At 67.4% G+C, this 19,961-nt stretch carries 17 protein-coding genes and 3 pseudogenes; 9 read left to right on the top strand and 11 right to left on the bottom strand.

All coding sequences use genetic code 11. The features are described 5' to 3' along the window. Window positions 1-206 precede the first annotated feature (206 nt). The 5 genes from AB0M70_RS29565 to AB0M70_RS29545 all read left to right on the top strand — a co-directional run bounded on the left by AB0M70_RS29565 (window position 207) and on the right by AB0M70_RS29545 (window position 4,230). Entirely contained in the window at window positions 207-965 is a 759-nt protein-coding gene (locus tag AB0M70_RS29565; RefSeq protein ID WP_365824535.1) for an ANTAR domain-containing protein, read from the top strand. Beyond that, window positions 962-1,690 (top strand): GAF and ANTAR domain-containing protein, encoded by a 729-nt coding sequence (locus tag AB0M70_RS29560; RefSeq protein WP_365824533.1) that lies wholly within the window; start codon window positions 962-964, stop codon window positions 1,688-1,690. Before AB0M70_RS29565 ends, AB0M70_RS29560 begins: the two co-directional genes overlap by 4 nt. A 77-nt stretch (window positions 1,691-1,767) precedes the next feature. Further along, window positions 1,768-2,460: a GAF and ANTAR domain-containing protein gene (locus tag AB0M70_RS29555; RefSeq protein ID WP_365824531.1), complete on the top strand. Its 693-nt coding sequence runs from the start codon at window positions 1,768-1,770 to the stop codon at window positions 2,458-2,460. Window positions 2,461-2,763: 303 nt separating this feature from the next. Beyond that, the gene (locus AB0M70_RS29550; protein ID WP_365824529.1) at window positions 2,764-3,750 is read left to right on the top strand and encodes an acyl-CoA desaturase; all 987 of its coding nucleotides are present in this window, start codon (window positions 2,764-2,766) and stop codon (window positions 3,748-3,750) included. 66 nt (window positions 3,751-3,816) lie between these two features. Then, window positions 3,817-4,230, top strand: coding sequence for a DUF5994 family protein (locus AB0M70_RS29545; RefSeq protein WP_365824527.1), 414 nt, complete (start codon window positions 3,817-3,819; stop codon window positions 4,228-4,230). 45 nt (window positions 4,231-4,275) lie between these two features. On the opposite strand, the pseudogene AB0M70_RS29540 reads toward AB0M70_RS29545, so the two are convergent. The 3 genes and pseudogenes from AB0M70_RS29540 to AB0M70_RS29530 all read right to left on the bottom strand — a co-directional run. Further along, window positions 4,276-4,506 (bottom strand): annotated as a pseudogene (locus AB0M70_RS29540) (IS5/IS1182 family transposase); the annotation flags it as partial. A gap of 7 nt (window positions 4,507-4,513) precedes the next feature. Then, window positions 4,514-5,200: an HAD-IA family hydrolase gene (locus tag AB0M70_RS29535; protein ID WP_365824525.1), complete on the bottom strand. Its 687-nt coding sequence runs from the start codon at window positions 5,198-5,200 to the stop codon at window positions 4,514-4,516. A gap of 2,049 nt (window positions 5,201-7,249) precedes the next feature. Further along, entirely contained in the window at window positions 7,250-7,438 is a 189-nt protein-coding gene (locus AB0M70_RS29530) for a hypothetical protein (protein WP_365824523.1), read from the bottom strand. A gap of 648 nt (window positions 7,439-8,086) precedes the next feature. Here AB0M70_RS29530 and AB0M70_RS29525 point away from each other — a divergent pair. From AB0M70_RS29525 to AB0M70_RS29515, 3 genes and pseudogenes are all read left to right on the top strand, one after another. Further along, window positions 8,087-8,364 (top strand): annotated as a pseudogene (locus tag AB0M70_RS29525) (integrase); the annotation flags it as partial. A 1,314-nt stretch (window positions 8,365-9,678) separates the two neighbouring features. Beyond that, window positions 9,679-10,578, top strand: coding sequence for a GNAT family N-acetyltransferase (locus AB0M70_RS29520; RefSeq protein WP_365824521.1), 900 nt, complete (start codon window positions 9,679-9,681; stop codon window positions 10,576-10,578). Between the two features lie 605 nt (window positions 10,579-11,183). Continuing rightward, complete coding sequence (locus tag AB0M70_RS29515; protein ID WP_365824519.1) at window positions 11,184-11,555, top strand: DUF1653 domain-containing protein; 372 nt, start codon at window positions 11,184-11,186, stop codon at window positions 11,553-11,555. Window positions 11,556-11,868: 313 nt separating this feature from the next. Here AB0M70_RS29515 and AB0M70_RS29510 read toward each other — a convergent pair whose 3' ends face one another. The 3 genes from AB0M70_RS29510 to AB0M70_RS29500 all read right to left on the bottom strand — a co-directional run bounded on the left by AB0M70_RS29510 (window position 11,869) and on the right by AB0M70_RS29500 (window position 13,837). After that, complete coding sequence (locus AB0M70_RS29510; RefSeq protein WP_365824517.1) at window positions 11,869-12,090, bottom strand: helix-turn-helix transcriptional regulator; 222 nt, start codon at window positions 12,088-12,090, stop codon at window positions 11,869-11,871. Next, a complete protein-coding gene (locus tag AB0M70_RS29505) occupies window positions 12,091-12,726 on the bottom strand; it encodes a DUF2975 domain-containing protein (protein WP_365824515.1) in 636 nt (211 codons plus the stop codon). It abuts the gene before it with no gap. Window positions 12,727-13,243: 517 nt separating this feature from the next. Further along, window positions 13,244-13,837, bottom strand: a complete 594-nt coding sequence (locus tag AB0M70_RS29500; RefSeq protein ID WP_365824513.1) for a dihydrofolate reductase family protein — start codon at window positions 13,835-13,837, stop codon at window positions 13,244-13,246. Window positions 13,838-14,150: 313 nt separating this feature from the next. Here AB0M70_RS29500 and AB0M70_RS29495 point away from each other — a divergent pair, with 313 nt between their 5' ends. Continuing rightward, entirely contained in the window at window positions 14,151-14,735 is a 585-nt protein-coding gene (locus AB0M70_RS29495) for a TetR family transcriptional regulator (RefSeq protein WP_365824511.1), read from the top strand. A 449-nt stretch (window positions 14,736-15,184) separates the two neighbouring features. Here AB0M70_RS29495 and AB0M70_RS29490 read toward each other — a convergent pair whose 3' ends face one another. From AB0M70_RS29490 to AB0M70_RS29470, 5 genes and pseudogenes are all read right to left on the bottom strand, one after another. After that, window positions 15,185-15,934 carry an ANTAR domain-containing protein gene (locus tag AB0M70_RS29490; protein ID WP_365824509.1) on the bottom strand — a complete coding sequence of 250 codons (750 nt, stop codon included), beginning with the start codon at window positions 15,932-15,934 and terminating at the stop codon, window positions 15,185-15,187. Window positions 15,935-15,986: 52 nt separating this feature from the next. Next, window positions 15,987-16,634, bottom strand: coding sequence for an ANTAR domain-containing protein (locus AB0M70_RS29485; RefSeq protein ID WP_365824507.1), 648 nt, complete (start codon window positions 16,632-16,634; stop codon window positions 15,987-15,989). A gap of 231 nt (window positions 16,635-16,865) precedes the next feature. Further along, window positions 16,866-17,213: an STAS domain-containing protein gene (locus AB0M70_RS29480; RefSeq protein WP_365824505.1), complete on the bottom strand. Its 348-nt coding sequence runs from the start codon at window positions 17,211-17,213 to the stop codon at window positions 16,866-16,868. A 203-nt stretch (window positions 17,214-17,416) separates the two neighbouring features. Continuing rightward, window positions 17,417-17,743 carry an STAS domain-containing protein gene (locus AB0M70_RS29475; protein WP_365824503.1) on the bottom strand — a complete coding sequence of 109 codons (327 nt, stop codon included), beginning with the start codon at window positions 17,741-17,743 and terminating at the stop codon, window positions 17,417-17,419. A gap of 469 nt (window positions 17,744-18,212) precedes the next feature. After that, a pseudogene (locus AB0M70_RS29470) lies at window positions 18,213-19,809 on the bottom strand (IS1182 family transposase). Between the last annotated feature and the right edge of the window lie 152 nt (window positions 19,810-19,961).

Below are 19,961 nucleotides of genomic sequence, written 5' to 3'. Positions count from 1 at the left end.
CAGCTGCTTCTCCCACCGTACGCCTCTTCCCGGGGGCGTCGGCGTCCTCACAGGTATATGCGAAAACCGAAAGCGGGTCCGTTTTCCTGGAGCCGCACGGTAGGGGCAGGTACGCGGACCAAAAGTTCCCTACACTTGAGGCAGTCGTCAGTGTGTCCTCCGCGCCGCGGAGGCCCCGCCTGAGGCAGGACCGGGAGGGGAGAGCGATGGGTACGGCCAGTGACTTGTTTGCCGTGCTGCAGAGCCTGCACCCCTCAGGCAACGATCCGGGCGGCCTGATCGGTTCGGACCCGAAGCTGTGCGCCCAGGCTCTGCTTGTGGACGGCATCGCCGTCTCCGCGACAACCGACAGCGGCCTGAGCGAACTGCTGTGGTCCACGGCCGGCGCCAGCACGTGGCTGGAGGACCTGCAGTTCACCCTGGGACAGGGGCCGGCCCTCGAAGCAGCCGCCACGTGCAGGCCTATCCTCGTGGCGGACCTTTCACGCCTGTCGGCTGAACGGTGGCCCCAGCTGTGTCCCGAAGTCGTGGCTTTGGGGGTCGGCGCGATCTTCTGCTTCCCGTTGTCCGTCGGGTCCGCTTGCCTGGGCACGATGACCCTGCAGCGCGCGGCAGCAGGCCCGCTCCCGGATGCCGCGATGACTGACGCCTGGCTGGTGGCCAACGCTTTGATCGCCATCCTCCTTCAGAGCGACCCGCAACAAGGACAGCAACAGGCTGCCTTCGCCACTGCTTCCGGCTCCTCAGACTTTTACCGGGCCGCCGTCCATAACGCCAGCGGCATGGTCAGCGTCCAAGCCGACGTCTCACTCGCCCAGGCCCTCCTGCGGCTGCGCGCCCATGCCTACGGGCACGGGCGGCCTCTGCTGGAGGTAGCAGAGGACGTGGTGGCCAGGCGGTTGGTCTTCCACAATGATGACAACGGGCCGGACATTCCTGCCGGTGAAGGGACTGAAGGGCCATGACCCGCGAAGAAACACTGCTGGCAGCCATGGTCGATGCCGTGGACACCCTCGTCGACGACTTCGACTTGATCGACTTCCTGCACCAACTGTGCGACCGGTGCAACGAGTTGCTGGACGTGTCCGCCGTGGGCGTGATGCTCGCCGACCCTAACGGGGGCCTGCAGCTGATCGCCGCATCGGACGAGCACACCCGGACGCTGGAACTCTTCGCCCTCCAGGCCGACCAGGGGCCCTGTGTGGAGTGCCACCGCAGTGGCACCGCCCGCTTCAACATCTCCCTGAAGTCCCCCGAGGAGACGGCCGCGTTCCCGCTCTTCGCCGAGCGTGCCTGCCAAGCCGGATACGCCACCACCCACGCCCTGCCGATGCGCTTGCGCCAGAAGGTCGTGGGCGCAATGAACCTCTTCGACACCCGCGAACAAAATCTCAGCGTCGGTGACGCGCGGGTGGCGCAAGCACTGGCTGACGTGGCCACCATCGCCATCCTGCAACACCGCACCATCGTGCACGGCAACATCGAGCGGACCCAGCTGCGGGCCGCGCTCTCCAGCCGCATCCTCATCGAGCAGGCCAAGGGCATCCTCGCCGAACGCTGGCAGGCCACCCTCGACGAGGCATTCGACGCCCTGCGCAAACACGCCCGCGCTCACCAGCAGACCCTGGCCGGTCTCTGCCAGCAACTCATCGACGGCTCCCTCGACCCGCTGACCATCGAACGCCCCTGACCACCAAACCCCGGCCCCAACTGAGCTGACCCATCGCGGAAGGACGTATCTCTTCCGCCACCTCCTAGGGACATCTCGTGCATCACAACCACCACGCCGCGGCCTGGCAGTGCATCAGCGCCGTTGCTCGCACCGAGCCGATCACGCTCCCGGTGGTCTGCCGGGCCTGCGCGGAGGACGTGGATGCCGACTTCGCAGGAGCCACCCTCGTCATCGCCGGAGAACTGCGTCTGCTGGCCGCCGCTACCGACGAGCGCGCCCGGCTCGTGGAAGACGCCCAGCTGGTCACCGGCGAGGGACCCTGCACGGATGCCTACGTCCACCGTGCGCCCTGCGAAGCAGCAGACCTGCACCAGGAAGCCGCCCGCTGGCCCGCCTACGCCCCTATGGCCAGCGAGCAGGGCGCCCGCAGCGTCCTGGCACTGCCCCTGCCTATCGGCAACTTCACCATCGGCGCCATGGACGTCTACCGCTGCGTGCCCACCCCCTTCAGCCCGGAGCAAAAAGAACGGACCGCCGCCTACGCCCGCATTCTGGCCCTGCTCGCTCTGGACGAACATCCTCATCTACTCACCGAGCAGTCCGGACCCGCCCAGCGCGGCCCCCGGGGCTACCCGCCCACCGTTCACATGGCGGCCGGAGTTCTCGCCGCCAAACACGGACTCACCCCAGACGATGCCCTGGCCCGCCTCCGCGCCCACTCCTTCAGCCACGACCAACCCCTGCTGCACACCGCCGAACACGTCATCAACACCCACAGCCTCGAGTAGGCCATCCTTCGCGCGGCGGCTAGCGCGCCATGGGCGCACGCCGCTACCAAGGGCTGCGCGCTGACGGGGAGGTGATGCCGGAAGTGACGTCGAACGGAGTCAGCGTACGACGAGCCCCCAGAGGTCTCCAGCGCACGTCCAGACCTATTCCGGGCGGACGGGAGTAGGATGGAGAAAGCGAGGGCGTACGTATACCGGTGCCCGATCCGTCAGGAGCATCCTCCATTTCGCCCCTCGCCATCCGTTCAGGGGCAGCCCCCGACCCCGGCCGCGCCATCCGCATCCAGGCCGAGGGGCTCATCTATGTCCTTGAAGTCCATCACACCTACCGCCGCACTCCCGTCGGAACCAAGTTACGACGGCAACTCCCCCTTCCCTGAAGGAAGCTCAATGCCCCCGCGGGGCGGCGGACAACGCCTGTCCATAGCGGTGACGGCAGTGATCGTCGTCCTGCCGTTCGTCGCGCTCGGCGCCGCCGGATGGTTGCTGTGGGGGCGCCTGATCCATCCCGCGGACATTGTGCTCGGCATCGCCTTGTACGTGATCACGGGTCTCGGTGTCACGGTCGGATTCCATCGCGGTCTCACGCACGGCAGCTATCGGGCCCTCCGCCCCCTGCGCGTCGCTCTCGCGGTGGCCGGATCGATGAGCTTCCAGGGCGATGTCGTCAGCTGGGTCGCCACGCACCGCCGCCACCACGCGTTCACCGATCGGCCGGGCGACCCGCACTCCCCGTACCGCTACGGAACACACCTGAGGGGCCAGTTGCGCGGTCTCCTGCACGCGCACATCGGCTGGCTGTTCCGCAACGACCCTACGTCAGCCGAGCGTTACACCCCGGACCTGCTGGCCGACCGTGACATACGTGCCGTCTCCCGCGCCTTTCCGGCGTTGTGCCTTCTCACCCTCGCGTTACCACTCGGCCTAGGCTGGGCGATCGGCGGCAGCTGGCTCCACGGAGTAACCGCTCTTCTGTGGGCAGGACTTGTCCGTATCGCGTTGCTGCAGCACGTCACCTGGAGCGTGAATTCACTGTGCCACATGATCGGCGAGCGCCCGTTTCGCACCCGGCGCCACGACCGGGCCACCAACCTGTGGCCGCTCGCCCTGCTCTCCTTTGGTGAGAGCTGGCACAACCTCCACCACGCCGACCCGACCAGCGCCCGGCACGGGGTAGGCCGGGGTCAGCTCGACCCCTCAGCCGCCGTCATCCGCCTGCTCGAACGCCTCGGCCTCGTGCACGACGTGCGCTGGCCGACGCCGGACCGTGTCGACGCCCGCCGCATCTGACGGCTTCCTCCGAGCCCCCCTCAAGCACCCGCAACGACGCACAGCAGTAGGCAGGAGTTACCCCTCATGACACTCGCGCCGATCTTCCCGCTTCCCTCCCAGCCCCTGCTCCGCCTGCGGCTGGCACCCCGCTCTGGGGGGCCTCACGCTATCGACGGGGCGTGGTGGCCACGCTCGTACGACCAGCTCGCCGAACTCCCCGCCCTACTCGCCGGGTTGCCCCGCGACTGGGGTCACATCTCCAGTGTCGTGCTCAACGGCCCGGCGTGGCCGCCGACGCCGGGCCGGATGTTCGTCGCCAGTCAGGTCGTTCGCCTGCGCAGGCGCCGGACCACCACCGCCGTGCACACCGTCATCCTCACCGCTCCCGGCCACGGGCGCTGGGACCTGATCGTCGTGCCCCCGGATGCGACCGATGAGGCAGCAGCGTCGATCATGGCGCGAGCGGCGCGAGTGAACGGGCATCGTCTCCACCGGTGACAGGTCGCAGCCAGTGCCGGTGCCGTGGCGCTGGTGCGCTCCGCGTGCAGACTTGGAGATACCGAACAGCGGGGCGGGTTGGCGCATCGTCAAGTTCGTGCGCCGGTACGCCGTGACCAGCAGCGTCCTGTCGGCCAGTGGCCAGACTCCACCGCCTGCCCCGGCGGGTGGCATCATCCGCCGCGCGGCGCAGCGCCGTTACCAGTCTCCTGAACTGGCGCGGGCTCAGCCCGCGACTATCCAAGACGGCCCCGAGGCCGTAACCACGCCGGCCACGGCAAGACTATTCGCCTGGGGGCGATCCCTCCAGCCGGTGAGGGCGGGGGCCGGACGCGAAGGCGAGGATGTCAACGACCGCTTCGCCGAGACTGCCGAAGTGACGATGCACGTCGCCTACTGCCTGAGGGGTGTTGACGCCCCACACCGTCATCCCGGCACTCAGGCCTGACTGCACCCCGGAGGGGGCGTCCTCGATGACCAGGCAGTCCTCCGGTCGGGCGCCAAGTCGCGTGGCGGCTTGCAGATACGGCACCGGCGACGGCTTGCCTTCCTCTACGGCAGCCGCATCCACGACAACCGTTGGGACCGGCAAGCCTGTCCGCGCGAAACGTCCACGCACCCGGTGCTCATAGTTCGACGTCACCAGCGCCCAGGCCCCGGGCTGCAGAGCATTCAGCAGCTTCGAGGCCCCGTCGAAGGCCGTGTAGGTGCCGGAACGGACGTCCTCGTCCTCCAGCGCGTGCAGTGCGGCCAGGCACTCGTGAGAGTCCTGGTCCGGGGCTACCTGCGCAAACGTCTCCATGGGCCTCGTCCGCAGCGCCACTCGGTAGACCTCATCGGGGTCCAGACCGTATCGCTTTGCCCACGTATGCCACACCAGGCGCTGATTGTCCACGGCATCGATCAAGGTGCCGTCAACATCAAACAGGACATACCTCGCGGAATGGGGCTGACTGAGTTCGCTGGTCACACCGGGATCATGCCATCAGCCCACCATGCTGACTGTTGCAGGACAGCCCTTGACTTGGTCTTTGACCTGTGCGGGGTCGTGGGGTGGTTGCCTTCGTCGTCTCTGTTTCGCCGCCAGTGTTTTGCATGGTGCATGCACGTCGTGGCGGGGCGTGGGTCAGGGGTTCTTTTGGCCTGATGGCCGTCCGGGGCCCGGGCGGGAGGGTTGCGTTCCTGGCGTAGAGGAAATGCGCTGTCCCGGCCCGTTCCGCCCCCTGCCGAGGGAGGAGGGTAGGGGGTAGGACGTTCCGGCGGCGTCGAGCTCCCCTCCGTAGCCGGTGCGGTCCGACCGTGGGTGTCGGCGTCGCGGGAATGCGCCGGCACCCACGGATGTGTATGGGCCACGGGGGTGGCGTGGACCACGTCTGTCTACCGGTCTTGACCTACTGCGCTCGGCCGGGGAAGCGGCTGATCGCAGCACCGACGCTACATCTCGTGGACGGGAAAGCTCGACTGCCGTCTCGGAATTCGAGGCCGGGCCGGGCTGCAACGGGATGAATCCGCAGTCCGGATATGGCATCCCGCGAACAGGAGACAGCGGAGGTGGGACGCTTCTTGTCCCCGGCCGCCGTCGGATGCTGCGGCGGCCGGGTGCGCGAGACACCGAGGCTCCCCTAGGTCGGGCCTCGCGCGAGGTGCCCTCCAGGTGGCAGGCCGCGGGAGTTGCCCCGCCACCCGGAGGGCAGGAGCTGGAGCCGCGTTGTCGGCGATGCGGCTCCAGCTTGTCTCGTGAAGGCGTGCGAGTCTGCCACGGCTCGGGGGCTGGGAGCCTGGGTGTGGGCCAGAGCCCAACTTCACCTGGTCTGAGGGTAGAGGGAAAACGAGTTCGACCGGAAGTGAGGACTGGTCATGCTGCAGCTGCACAGCTGGTCTTGTTCTGCCCACTCCCCACAGGCCCCGCCGGGCAGTCCGCCACGTGACATTGTGGACCTGCTGCAACGACCGCGTCGACACCCGCAGCAGGTGGTCCTTGCGGATTTCCGTGTACAGCTCGACCTTCGACTGCGCGATACCCATCAGGCCCCAGCGGCAGACCCACACCCCCCTGTCCCACCGCCAGCCCCAACTGACGTCGAAACAAACCGACATCGCAATGTCGGTCAGAACACAACGCCCGCACTCATCGCGAAACGACTGCCCCACTGACATTCACGGCCAGTCACCGCTGGTCATGGGTGGTGAAGAGGGCCAGCAGCACTTGGACGGGGACCTCGGCCTCTACTGGTGGCAGAGGCTGCTGTCGAGGTGAATGGTGCACTGAGGGCGTCGCCCGTACGTTCCCGGCTGAGGTAGCCGGCCTGGTCGAGGTTGGCGATGACGGCCTGGTCGGTGCGTTCGGTGATGTAATCGGCCGCGGCAATGTCACGGATGCGCGAGGTGGGGTCGCGGGCGACGGCCAAGAGCACGCGGGTGTGGTTGCTGAGGAAGGTCCACGAGGTCGCGTGTTCGTTCTCTTTGCGCCGGCCCCCTTCTTCGCACATCTGGAACACAGGCCCGCGCTCCTGTAGGTTCCAAGCCGCCGGGGGCGGGTGGGTTTGCCTCCCGCGCGCCTGAACGAGCGCCGGTGCGCTGGCCGTGCTGCGCTCCTCACGGCGTGGACGGTGGCCTTGCCCGCGGGGCTGTCTACTGTTTCAGGTAGAGGCTGCCCCCCGCCAACACCTCGCAGGAGGCCTGGCCTTCCGGCTCCCAGACCCCGGGCCAATCACCGGAGTCGGATGACGAAAGACGGCCGGCGCCCTTGAATCCTCCAGCGGACGCAAGGGGGGCCGGCATCCCGTCCTCCCAGCCGGCCCTTGGGGCGACTCCCGCTCGCTCCAAGGCGGGGGAGGACGAAGAGGCGCAGGGGCGCCCTGTGCAAGGGCGCCATGATGTCCCCGCGCCGTGCGGCCACCGCCGCCGATCGCCGACAAACGACGGTGGCCGCGCTCCCGCCGGCCACCTCACTCAGTACCTCACCGAGGGTTTCGCAGGCCTTCCAGCGAAGGTCAGAGACAGTAGGGGGCGGAAGACTCTAAGCCGACGGCCAGCCGACCGCCGCACCTTCCTCGGCGAGGGAGGTGCGCAGAGCCAGCAGACCTGCCAGATCCGCGTCCCGCACGAACCGCTCCATCAAGACGCCGGCCCGCCAATAGCTCACCTCATGGACGGCGTCCACGATCTCCGCGATCACCGCATACTGGTCAACCGATGACGCCTTCATCAGGACACCTCCTCGAGAGAGCAGCAGAACCCGGAAGGACCCCACCCCCACTCTCCTCCATTTGGCAGCCGATTACCGGAATGGGCTGCCCCAGTTCGCCCGTACGCCGCAAGGATCACGAGTAGTGCGAAATGGGCGTCAGCTGGCGGTGGTCCGCGGCTTCTTCGTCCAGCTCGGGGTGTGCCCTTTGTGGGTCAGGCGTCGGGTCATGAGGGCGGTAAAGGATCAGTTCAAGCGGGTTTCGGAAGGCTAGGGAAGGCGTTCGTAGTCTCTCGCGTCCCGGCGGAGCGTTCATGATCCAGCCGATGGAGCGTTCGACTTCCAGCGCCGCGCCAGGACTACGAAGCCGGGGTGCCCTTGGACCGCAGTGACGTCCAGAGGTGGCCTGCGGTCCAGGCCGGGCAGCAGGTCACGGGGGTTGATCTCGTCGTGGACATCCCCTGCCGTTACCGTGGTCATCACGGGCAGACCCAAGGTGTCTACCGAAGTGTCTCTTGCGTCCATTGGTCCCATTCCGGCGTCGTAGCCGCGGCTATCGCGGCCGACGGTGAAAGCTGCCTTCACGGACTGCGAGTCGACGATCCGGGGCACCGGAAACGGGCAGCAGCCCCCGGCCCGTGCGGATGTAGCGGCGAAGCTGGTCGCAACGCGGCGGTGCTCTGGCCGACGAAGGCGGTTGACGCTTCCACCCTCGTGGCCCGCAGCATCACACCGGAAATGATGCGTCCGGGCAGGTCAGAGCACTACACATGTCCCGGTCGGTGCTGCTGCATCGGCGGCTGCTGGCCTTGGACGAGCGGCTGCAGACTGCGGCAGCGAGGCCGGTGATCGTTCCGGAGACGGTGGACTGTGACCACCGCAAGGAGTTCATCTCACACAACTTCCGTGCCTCCTGCCGCTTCTTGGTCATCACGCTGCAACCGACACCGACCCGCTTGCCACCCCCAGCAGGCGCCCGTGCCCCTCTCCAAGCCAGCAGCCCTTCGCGTTGTCATGGGGGAAACCGACGCCGAGGCCAGCCAACAGTTGAACCCCCTGACCGGATGGCGCAAGTGCATCACCGGGCCGCCCCCGGCACTGGCGCACCCGAGCATTTGGCAGCGCCTGTCAGCGTCCGAGTAAGACCGCCACGACGAAGCCCGCGTCGACCATCAAGCTCGCATGTTCACGATCACCTCCTCGTTCGTCGAGAGGACAGCGACCTGCGGCCGCAGACTCGTCCTGCTCAACCGTCACGCGATCAGCGCCCGCCGTGGGTTGATCGTCGTCGGTACCGCAGGCACCGGAAAGGCCGTCGGCATCACCCAGTTGGGGCGCTCCCACGAACTCCCCGGCCGGGCCCGGCACCCACAGGACGGTGTCCTACCGTCCCAGCGCGCCGTGTACTTCCCTCAGCCCTGGGCCGCCAGGAGGCCCCAAGAGGCGGCGCGCAACGCCGTGCAGAACCACTGGTACCCGCTGGGCTCCCAAGGTGCCCGAAGGCCACATGGAGAGCGACGGCTCGCATCTGAGTACGTACCCGCGGCCCTGAGAGCACCGACCGGGCCAGAAGCCCTTACGCGCCTCGCGGGTGATGAGGAAGTCCCGGGCGGATAGGTTCTGCTGAACGACCACCTGCCCGACGTGGAAGACGGCGAGCAGGAGGCGCCAGTTGTCCTCGCGCCAGCCGCCGTGGGGCCAGCCCCACGGCGTGCGCCGCATCTGCGTCACCATCCGCTTCGTCGAAACGCAGCTTCCCCGGTACCGATGGGTCTTCCGCCCGTGCAGCTGCGCGACGCCCCGCGGGTGCGGCGCGCACTTCACAAGGCACACGGACGATTACCGCCCGGCGGGAGATCCCCGCGCGTGCAGAGATGGTCCCTCCTGAGAGCCAGATTCGACCGTCCCAGAGGGAGGCGACATCCAGGCCGCCGAGGCCGGTGTCCCACAAGCCGGTGATCGCCTCCAGCGCCGAAATGCGCTGGAGCGTGCGTGGTCCGGGAGCCCGGTTCAAGATGTGGCGCTCCAACTCGACCACCCACGGGGACGCTTGGTCACATCAGTCGTGGGTCAGGGCGTAAAGAAATCCGTGGACGGGCCCTCAGCAGACCACCTAGTGTGTGGCTCCACGCCCGATGGATGGAAGGAGGCGAGTGCCGTGCGGTTCACACCTTTCCAGCGCTCCCTCATTTCGCTGTCCCGGCGTGGTTCGTGAGTGGTGACCGGGAGCGCTCCAAGCAGCCTGTATCCCGGAGGATCCCATGACCAATGCGGTCATCCGCGCGCTCTCCGCGAGCGACGCACATCTCTTCGACGCACTCCCCGACCCCCTGGCCGCCCGTGAAGGCCATCGGCGTACCCAGTTCCGCCCCGACTGGAAGCGCGTCGCCCTGCGCGACGGAGAGGTCATCGCGCGCGGCGCCTGGTGGGGCGGCCCCAACGACTCGGAGCCCATCAACATCAACTGGTTCGACGTGGCCGAGGGCGAGGAGGAGGCGGGAGCCGCGCTTCTGCGCTCCGCTCCCTGGCAGGTCGAACTCGAGATCAACCTGCCAGGCGGCTGGCGGGAGAAGACCAACCTGCGTGCCAGCGCCGAGTCACGCTTCGCCGCCGCACGAGCCGCAGGGTACGAACTCCTGGTGGAACGCTTCTTGTACCGCTGGACCCCTGAGTGTGGTCTACCCGAGCGGCCCGGACGCCTGCGCTTCAGCGCCGAACCCGACGACACTGTGTTCTTCGACGCGTTGCGCCGTATCCACTCCGTCACCCTGGACGCCCACGCGCTCAGGGCCATCGGAGAAGGCGGCCTCGACCAAGCCGCCCAGCAGGAACTCGACTTCTTCCACTGGTGCCCCTCCCCGCGGGAGTGGTGGCAGATCGCACATACGTCGGAGGGCGATCTCGCCGGCATCCACATCCCAGCCCACAACTCCTCCGGCCCAACCATCGGCTTCATCGGAGTCGTCCCGGAACAGCGCGGTCGGGGATACGCCTACGACCTCCTCGCGGAGTGCACCCACCTACTCGTCCAGCAGGGCGCGGAGTTCGTCACCGCAGCAACGGACCAGGGCAACTTCCCCATGGCCGCCAACTTCGCCAAGGCCGGCTTCCCCGTCGTCAGGGAACGCATCAACTTCCACCCGGCGGGCCAAGTGGCCTAGCAAGGAGTAGCACGCGCTGAGAGGTCCGGTCCGAAGGCAGGTCCGGACCCCTTGGCGACGACATGCGCCGATCAGGCCCGGCGTCCTGGCGGGGCCGGTAGGGCAGCCGCGCGTTTACACAACTCGTGTAGCAGGCCAGGGCGGCCGCCGCTAAGCGGCAGCGCGAGCGATCCTGCACGCGGCCATAAGGGGGGCGCGGTGGGATCAGGCGCGGTTGGTCGGCGGCGTCATCGAGGATCCGGCTTCGTGACTGTGCTCGCCTCGCCCAGCGTGCACCGCTCGGCCGCCTCCAGCCGCAATTGCAGGCGGAGGGCCCGCCGTTCGTTGGTCAGTCCGCCGTGCGCTTACCTCGTGCAGTCGGCATACCGCAGGGATCGTGGGACGTTAGCCCTTACGCCGCCACGCCTTGCCGGGCAACAGAGGGGCTTGACCACTCACTACACGCTCACACGGAATGGTCATCTAGTCACAAACGGCTCTTTGATCATTAATCTGTCGCTACGGTAGCACGCACACCCGTCAGCATGCCTGGCCGGAATCAAGGGTAGCGATAGCCGCACAATAGGAGCGCCGCTCACCGGAGATCAGGAGGTACAAGCGATTTGATGTGGAAGGCAGATATGAACAGCGAAACCTACGCCGACGAGAGTACGGATAATTTTGCTCTCGGCATCTACCGACATTACAAAGGTGGCTACTATCGCGTACTCTATATCGCCCAGCACAGCGAGACCGATGAACGTCTGGTCGTGTATCGCCGACTGAACGAAGAGAGAGGAGATGTCTGGGTACGCCCCCTCGCAATGTTTCGGGAGACCGTGGCGATCGGCTCCCGCCGCACTCAGAGATTCTCTCTCATCGAAGAGGAGGCAGACATCGATGACGCACCTTCCGGTGAGAAAGGGTGGGCAGGCACTACGGGCCCACCACGCCCTCATCGAGTCGGCAGTACCGAAGGACGAGGCCGACTTTGGTGACCAGGTCCCCCCGGATCCAGGCATCGGCGATGGGTGACGCGCTCCTCCCCCGGAACGTTCGTCTACAGCCACCCGCTGGTGCTCTTCGGGACGGAGGCTCTTACTCCCGAATAAGGTCCGATCGAGATCCAGACGCGGCCTTGCGGCTACCCATGCAGGTCAAGGCTTGGGTGTGAGTTGGTCGCACCAAGCCGCCAGGAGTGCTGGGAGGAGGTCTCCTCCCAGCCCATTGTGAGCCCCGAGCCATGCCGCAGAGAAGGGGCCAGGCGGCGTACGCATCCCACGACCGAGCAGCCCTCGCGGGTGCGCTCGTTCAGCGGGGGCGGTAGTCGAGCAGGTCGCCGGGCTGGCAGTTGAGGACCTCGCAGATGCGGGTCAGGGTGGTGAAACGGATGGCCCGCGCCCGGCCGTTCTTCAGGATGGAGAGGTTCGCGTGGGTGACACCCACCCGGTCCGCCAGCTCCGTCAACGTCATCTCGCGTTCTTGGAGCAGCCGGTCGAGATGGACGACGATGGCGTGCTCTTCTTCGGACATTCAGACGGTCCCCTCGAGGTCTTCGCGCATGGTGCAGCCGATCCGCATGACCCGGGCGAAGGAGAGGATGCCGAGGCCGGTGATGATGGCCATGAAGGGAACATCCCACAACACCAGTCCCGACAGCGCCTGCATGCCGCTCTCGGCACTCAGGGAGGCGACCAGCGCCCGGTCCACCACGGACGTGAGGATCGCTGCTAGGACACTGCCGGCCAGCAGCCACCAGCCCAGCCCACGCAGCCGCCCGGCCGTTCGCGCGGTGTACAGGCCCTCGCGCTCAGCCCCCTTGATCAGCCGCAGCACAAGCAGCAACGCGGTGACCGTGACCACCAGGGGCACCAGCCGCGAGATGGTGTCGAGCATGTTCAAGACCATGCCGGCGTCCTGCGCGCAGTACCTGGGGTGAGCGTCCAAGATGAGTTCGGCCCCCGGCGCGGGCTTCAGTCCTGGGGGTGTTTCCCCGCCGCTCCCCGTGGTCGTGGTCGTGTCCGTGGCACACACGGAGGCGTCCCCGATCCCGAGAACGGACACGTTGTCCGCGAAGAGCATGCCGACCAGACCCGCCCCCAGGGGCACCGCCAGGAACGCCACCAGCGCCTTGGCCGTCGTCGACATCGGCTCCAGTGGATTACGCATCGTCGCCATCACAGACCCCCGGCCCTGCTCTATATCGTTTATCGATGTTATCGATAAACGATATAGAGCAGGGCCCGAACGGGCAACTCCCCTCGATACCGGTGGGAGGCCATGCCCGTGCAGACCCGGCACGGGCCGGGGGGGCTGGCGCCGACGGACCGCGACAGCCTGGACCTTGACCCCTCAGCGGCGGCCGAAGACGCCCACGCCCGGTGACCTGCTGCGCCGGCCGTAAGCCACGGCGTCAACACGGACTCTGTCCCTACGCCGGTGCCGGTTGAAGCTGCCGGATGCCCGCGCGGGCCCCCGGCAGCCGGGCCAACTTATGATCAGCCCGAGGCGCAGAGCGAGGAGCGCACGTGACGCCCTGCCCTCATCGCCACCGTCCATGCGTCGGCCACCAGGTCACCGGCGGTCAGTGCACCGGATGGCGCCCCCCCCTCGAGGTGTCGCACTTCCTCGCCGCTTCGTGGGCACTCCCTGCTCCCAGTGAGCGCCCACCATTGCGCGCGGGCCCCTACTTCTTGTCGTAGGTGAGGAAGATGGTCCCGCTGTCCATGATCTTGCTGTCGGCCAAGGTGAAGAACGTCGGGTCGAAGGGCCGCCGGTGCCCGAACAGGGGTGTCCCCGAGCCGATCGCCATCGGTGCCAGCTTGACGATGAGCTGGTCAATCTCCGCGAAGAGCACCCCGGCCAGCTCGCCGCCGCCGCACAGCCAGATGTCCTTGCCGTTCTCCTCCTTGAGCTCACGCACCCTGGCCACGGGGTCGCCACCGACGAGCTCGACGCCCGGGTCGGGGGCCTCGGTGAGGGAGCGGGAGAAGACGAGGTGCCTCAAGTGAGGCCAGGCGTTGGTGATTCCGGCGTCCACGCCGTTCTGATACGTCCTGCGGCCCTCGATGACGGTGTCGAAGCACGCGCCGTCGCCGCTGATCCCCATGGCGTCACGCGCCGGGCCCGGCAGCGTCTCGGGGTACTGGGCGATGAGGTGCTCGACGTAGTCCTGTCCGATCGGCCAGAAGGCGTTCGACCCCGAGGTGGGGTCGGAGCCGTCGGGGCCCGAGATGTATCCGTCGAGGCTGACAGCGATGAAGTAGATGAGCTTTCGCATGGGGGTCTCCTCGTGGTCGGATCCGGGGCGGCGGGCGGCTGCAGCGTGGTGATCTTCGGTGTGGTGCGTAAGGGCGTCTGTCATGGGGCCTTTCAGTGGCGGGAGCCCGGCTTGGGCAGCGGGCGGGGGCGGGGCAGCGAGCGAGGCTTGGACGGCACCGGGAACCGGGCGCTCTGCTGGGGCTTCATCTGGTTTCGCATTTCGCTCCTCTGGAAGCATCTTCGGCACATCGGGTGATGTACTCTGAGTGAAGTGGTTAGAACATAGTACTGCGCCCGCAGTGGTGTCAACGATTTTTCGAAAGGAACTTTGCATGCGTCAGAACCCCGCACGACGGGCCGCCCTCCTCGATGGCGCGATCGAGGTCCTGGCCCGTGAGGGCTCGCGTGGTCTCACCTTGCGTGCCGTCGACGCGCAGGCTGGGGTCCCCAAGGGCACCACCACCAACTACTTCGCCCACCGCGCCGAGTTGCTGGCCCAGGTCATGGCCCGCATTCAGGAGCGCTTGACGCCCGAGGAGTCCCAACTCGCCGACACCATGAGCGAAAAGCCGTCCGTCGAGCTGGTCGCCACCCTCCTCAAGCAGTTGCTGGGGCGCATGCGCGCGGACCGCAGCAGCTGGCTCGCCCTGATGGAACTGCGCCTGGAAGCCACCCGCCGCCCTGAACTGCACGCCGAGCTCACCCGGTTCTTCACCGCCCAGCTCGACGCCAACATCCACTTCCACCTGGACGGCGGCCTGCCGGGTGACCGGACCGGCGTCGTCCTGATGTATCTCGCCATGCTCGGCCTCATCGTGGACGACCTGACCGTGCCGGACCTGCTCGCCCCACACCGCGTCGACGAGCTGATCGACGAACTGGCGCGGCGCGTCGTCGGCCCGGGCGCCGACGGCTGAGGTCAGGCACCCAGGCACAGGGGCTCTCACGCCAGGGAGACGTCGTCCGCGCCGGGATGGGCCCCACCCGCCACACGCTGTTCACCTCCCCCGCGGGGCCACCCTGTGCCATTGAGGTGCTGAAGACTGTGCGGTTACGTCGCCGACGATGTGCTGCTCATCGTGCCCTCGCCCCACTGCCCTGAGGGTGTGCCTGTTCGGGGCGGTCCTCTACACGCACAAGAGCACGTTGGTCAGGGCGCTGACCGATCAGATGGCCACCACCCAGGAGAGCGCACTGGATCTGACCGGCGTGCACTCCCTCGCCAAAGTGCCCTGGAGACGCTGGTGGCCCTCGCCAACAACCTCCAGACACGCAGGCCTAGAAGCACACGGGGCATCGACAACGGCTGAGTGCCTCTGGTGATGCGGGCGTGCCCGTGGGTTGTCGGCAGGCGGGGCGGGGCGTGTTACTCGGTGTCCGAGGGGTGTGCTCGTGGCCGAGCGGGCGGGATTGAGGGGGTGAATTCGCGGTCGATGACATCTCGCGCCACGTTGCTGAGCAAGACCCGGTGATCGCGGGCGTGATGGCGCAGGGCGTCGAAGGCATGGTTGAGGGTGATGTTCTCGCGTGCGGCCAGGAGGCCTTTGGCCTGTTCGATGACGATGCGGCTGTACAGCGCGGTGTGGAGTTGCTCGTTAACGGTGTGCTGATGGGTGATGGTGCGGGCATGCAGCAGGCCGATGGTGGCGGCGCTGGCCAGGGCCTGGGCCAGGGCGAAGTCTTCGGGGTTCAGCGTGCGAGTGCCGGTGTGCAGGAGCAGGAGGCTGCCCAGGACGTCACGGCGCAGCCGCATGGGCACGGCGGTGGCCTGTGTATAGCCGGCTCGCTCAAGGTCGGAGGCGAACTGGGGCCAGCGTAGGGCCGCGTCGTTTCCGCTGTGCAGGGTGGTCGGCCGCTGGGTGGTGACGGCGTCCAGGGCGGGGCCCTGGTGGCAGGCCGTGTTCAGCAGGTCCTGCAGGGCGGGGCTAGGGTCGCAGGGTGCGGGGCTGTGCAGACGGGGTTCGGGGTGGGCCAGGAAGACGGCGGCGGCGGTGATGTCGAGGAGCTCCTGGCAGCGCACGGTCATCTGGTGCAGAAAGTCGATGACGTCGAAGTCCTCGACCAGGGTGTCGGCCAGCTCCAAGAAGGTGCGGGTGATGTGTTGTTCCCTGCTCATGGCAATACTCCTTGGCCTCCCACACGGTCGGTGGTCGGCGGGGTGCGCGGTCTCAGGGGAAGTCTTGGGGCAATTCCTGGGCGATGACGTCGCGGGCGGTCTGCGCCAGGGACTGGCCCGAGGCGTAGGCGCGGGCGCGCAGCCGGTCCAACGCCTCGGGCAGTGGGACGCCCTGGCGGTGGCTGAGGACCCCGGTGGCCTGGTGGAGCTCGGCCCGGTGCAGCTCCACTGCCCCCACGGTGCCCGCGCCATTGCTCGGGCCGGATGCACCCGGCCATCGGGCCAGGACCTCCTCGGCCAGGTGATCGGCGACCAGCCAGCCCTCCGTGAACTGCTGAGAGGTCAGCGAGCCGATCGTGCGCCGGTAGCCGGTCAGCGTGCCCACCTGCGCGGCACCGATACTCACGGGCCACACGAACAAAGCGACGACACCGAGTGCTTCTGCCTCCGCGGCGAACTGCGGCCATTGCTGGACCAGCAGTTGGCTGATGTCGGGGATCTGGAGGGCCCCGGCCGGATCCTCACCGTGCAAAGCGGGGCCCTGCCCCAACAGAAACTGCAGATCCTCCAGCCGTGCACTGGTCTGATCACTGAACCACACCAGTTCCTGATTCACCGTAAGGGCTATCCCGCCCAGCCCCAGACCGTGCGCACAAGTGATCGCCCACTGCCTGCGCTGTTCCTCGTCCGCCCCGGCCATCGCACTCAGCCTGCCCAGGAGATGCCTCACTGAGGAGCCCACAACTCACCGCCTTCCCGGGTGCCCGTCGTGTAGCGCGGCGGATGCTGACCACACCGTTTCAGCCTAGTAGCAGCTGCGGCGCATGGGGGCGAAGAACCTCATTTCCCCACCACGAGATCGGGTGAGGCAGCCTTTCATGAGCGACATCGCGGCGCTGGGTTCCTCTCGACGCACCGTAGATAAGTGCCTTCATCCAGCTGCTGCGGCGCAGGCCGCATCCACCGACGGATAGATCCGCAAAATCTGGTCCGCCCCTGACATCGAGAGCAGACTGAGAAGTTGGGATCGTGGAGCCGCGACATAGAGCCGGGTCGCCCGGTGAAGACGCAGCAGCAAGCTCAGCGCGGAAGAATCCGCGAACGTCACCGCGCCGAGATCCACAACGAGCGTGGAAAATCGTGCAGCCGCAGCCTCGGCCCTCGAACGAAATGGGCCAATGGAGCCAGCGTCCAACTCGCCTTGAGCGGCCAGAATCCAACTACCCCAGTGTGCATGCTCTTTCAGGACAACCTCGGGCCGACTCCCGCTTCTGGGCATAGGTTCACTCCTCGCGTGCGGGGCTAGGCACGCCACCAGTCTCCTGCCCCTGCACCCCCCTCGCTACACGGATCCGACCCACGCGAGCCGCCATGATACGCATCGCCGCGGCGTGGGGCAGAGCCGTGTCCAGCCGTGGCCCTGCCCCGACCCAAAACGGAGGTATCCCCTGTCCACGCCTGTAGATCAGTGGCTGGCGGGCTTCACACCGTTGCCGCTGCACAGGCTAGATCGGCCGATGGGTAGATCCGTAAGACCTGGTCCGCGCCCGTCAGCGCAAGTACACGCAGGAGCTGGGGTTGCGGAGCAGCGACGTGCAGCTCAGTGATGTCGTGGAGAAGCAGCAACAAGTTCAACGCGGAGGAGTCCGCGAACGTCACCGCGCCGAAGTCCAGTACAAGCGCGGGGAACATAGCGGCGGCAGCCTCGGCCGCCTGACGCAAGGGACGGATGGTCTGCGCGTCGAGCTCACCATGGGCCGCCAGAGACCAACTGCCGTGAACCGGGTGCTTTCTCATGATGATCTCCAAGTGGCTCTCGCTACCTGGCATGGATCAACTCCTAGCGTGCGGGGTCTGGGCACGACACCAGTCTGGCTCCCCCGCAACCGCCCCCGCTACACAATGTCAACCCCATGCCACCGCGTTGTCCGCGAAGCTTGACAGCAGACGGCAAAACGTCCAGCTCTGGCAAGAAGCGGTGCACCTCACCGCCATGGAGGCCCGCTCCGTCTACATCCGTAGCTCGGTGGCACGCCGGCATGCAGACGCCCGCCCGGCAGCCTCACCCTGGACCACGCGGTGCACCGCCGTGCCAGTCGCTGACCTCTCTCCCGCCACCCAGTGCACAACAGGACACCGCAGCACCTGCGATGTGGACTTGGCCCCGCCAGAACTTGCTGAGCAAGCGGACAGAGTGAGACGACGGTGGGACCCTGAGAATTGAAGGCCCCGCCATGGGGACACCGTTGGTATAAGGGCCTCAAGCGACCCGTCACCGTCAGGTGGCGGGTCGCAGTGCTTCGAAGCGGGAAGTTCTGGTTCCGGCTCGGGGGGTGCCGGTGAGCCAGGCGTCGAGGCGGGTGAGGTTCACGGCCGATGCGGTGAACAGGTGTTGCAGTGAGGTCTTGGCGTGTCCGTGGTAGCGGCAGTGGCGTAGGCCGAAGGCGCGGACTCCCTGGGCGATGGTGGCCTCGATCCCGGCGCGCAGGTCGTAGCGCTGCTTCCATTCCTGGGTGCGGCTGTGGATGCGGGCTTGCTGAAGCGCCTGGTGTTCCTCGCGCGGGCGGAGCATGAGGGTGCGTCCGGTGCGGGATGTCGTGCAGTTCTGGCGTTGCGGGCAGGCGGCGCAGTCCTTGGCGGCGAATCGCACGTAGATGACCGGGACGCGGTCGCCGTGGTGTTTATGGTTCTTGTCCTGCCACACGAGGTTCACCTGACCGTTCGGGCAGGTCATGGTCTTGTTGTCCCAGTCGACGGCGAAGTCGGCCAGGCCGTGGCCGGCAGGGGTGCGGGTGGTGTCGGGCCTCGGCGGGCCCAACAGCTCGATGCCCCGGCCGCGGGCGGCGACCAGGTTGTGGGCGTCGACATAGCCGGCGTCCACCAGGTGCACGGTGGGCAGTCGGTGCTGCGCGGCCAGATCGGTGTGGATGCGCTCGACCAGGTCAACGTCAGCGCGGGACGCCGCCGTAGTGGCCACATGCGTAATCAGGTTGGGTGCGTCAGGCTCGCAGGTTTCCGTCACATGCAGCAGATAGCCGGTCCACCGGACGTCGCGCTTGGCTCCGAAGCTCGCCTCGGGATCGTAGGGCGAGCCGGGGCAATCGGCCGACGGCGGCCGCTCCTTAGCCTCTCGCGAACGAACCACCCCGTTCACCACCTTGAAGCTCTGCACCCAGCTTCGCCGCAGCACCTCCACTGCCGGCAGCCGTGTCAGGCCCGGCGGCGCCGTGGGTGCGAAGACCGCTTGCAGCAGCCGCATGCCGTCGGTACCCGCCTGCTCCACCCAGGCCCGCCGGCCGGTCTTGGTCTTGGCCATCCTCGACTCCTCGACCCGGTGGCCATAGCGGTCGAACCACTCCAGCTCCACCTGCGCCGCGAGCCACCGCGGCGCCGCCTGGGCAAGCACGTTGAGCGCCGCTCGCAACGTCTCACCCAGCCGCTCCATCCAGCTCATCGCCCGCACCGCGGCCAGCACCCGGGTCGAATCCGTACGAGCCCGGTCGCTCGTCCGCACCAGCCCGCGCTCCTGGGCAGCGACCAGGATCTGGTCGAAAACCTCCGCCGCTTGATCGCTGCCCGACAACCGGGTCCTGAAGTCGCAAGCGCGTACTTCCAGTCGATCCGCGTGCGCACCGCCTCCGCTGCCTGCCGATCCGGCAGCCCCTCGGCGAACTGCAACACCGTGACCAGCGCCAACAACCCCGGCGGGATCACCGGACGCGATCCGGATACAGCAAGGCAAGCCCGGCAGCGGAGAAGACCTGCCCGAACTCATCACGCAACCGCATCGCCAGCGTGCCCCGCGGACACACAGCCCGCGCCACCCGCACCGTCTCCGCCGGGATCTCCCCGATCCCCAGCCGCTTCAACGACATCACCGCACCCCCAAACGCAAGACGTCGGTCTCAACCACTCAAAGCGAGTGATCAAGACCGACGTCAAGCTAGGGCCAAGGCTTATCCCAACGGTGTCCATGGGGAAGGGCCGCTCCACGGCCGCCGCCGCGATGCGACGACGGCCGTGTCAC

Source organism: Streptomyces sp. NPDC051214 (assembly GCF_040682375.1).
Classification (GTDB): Bacteria; Actinomycetota; Actinomycetes; order Streptomycetales; family Streptomycetaceae; genus Streptomyces.
The sequence above is the reverse complement of the archived record's forward strand: the minus strand, read 5'-3'. Positions and strand labels throughout refer to the sequence as shown.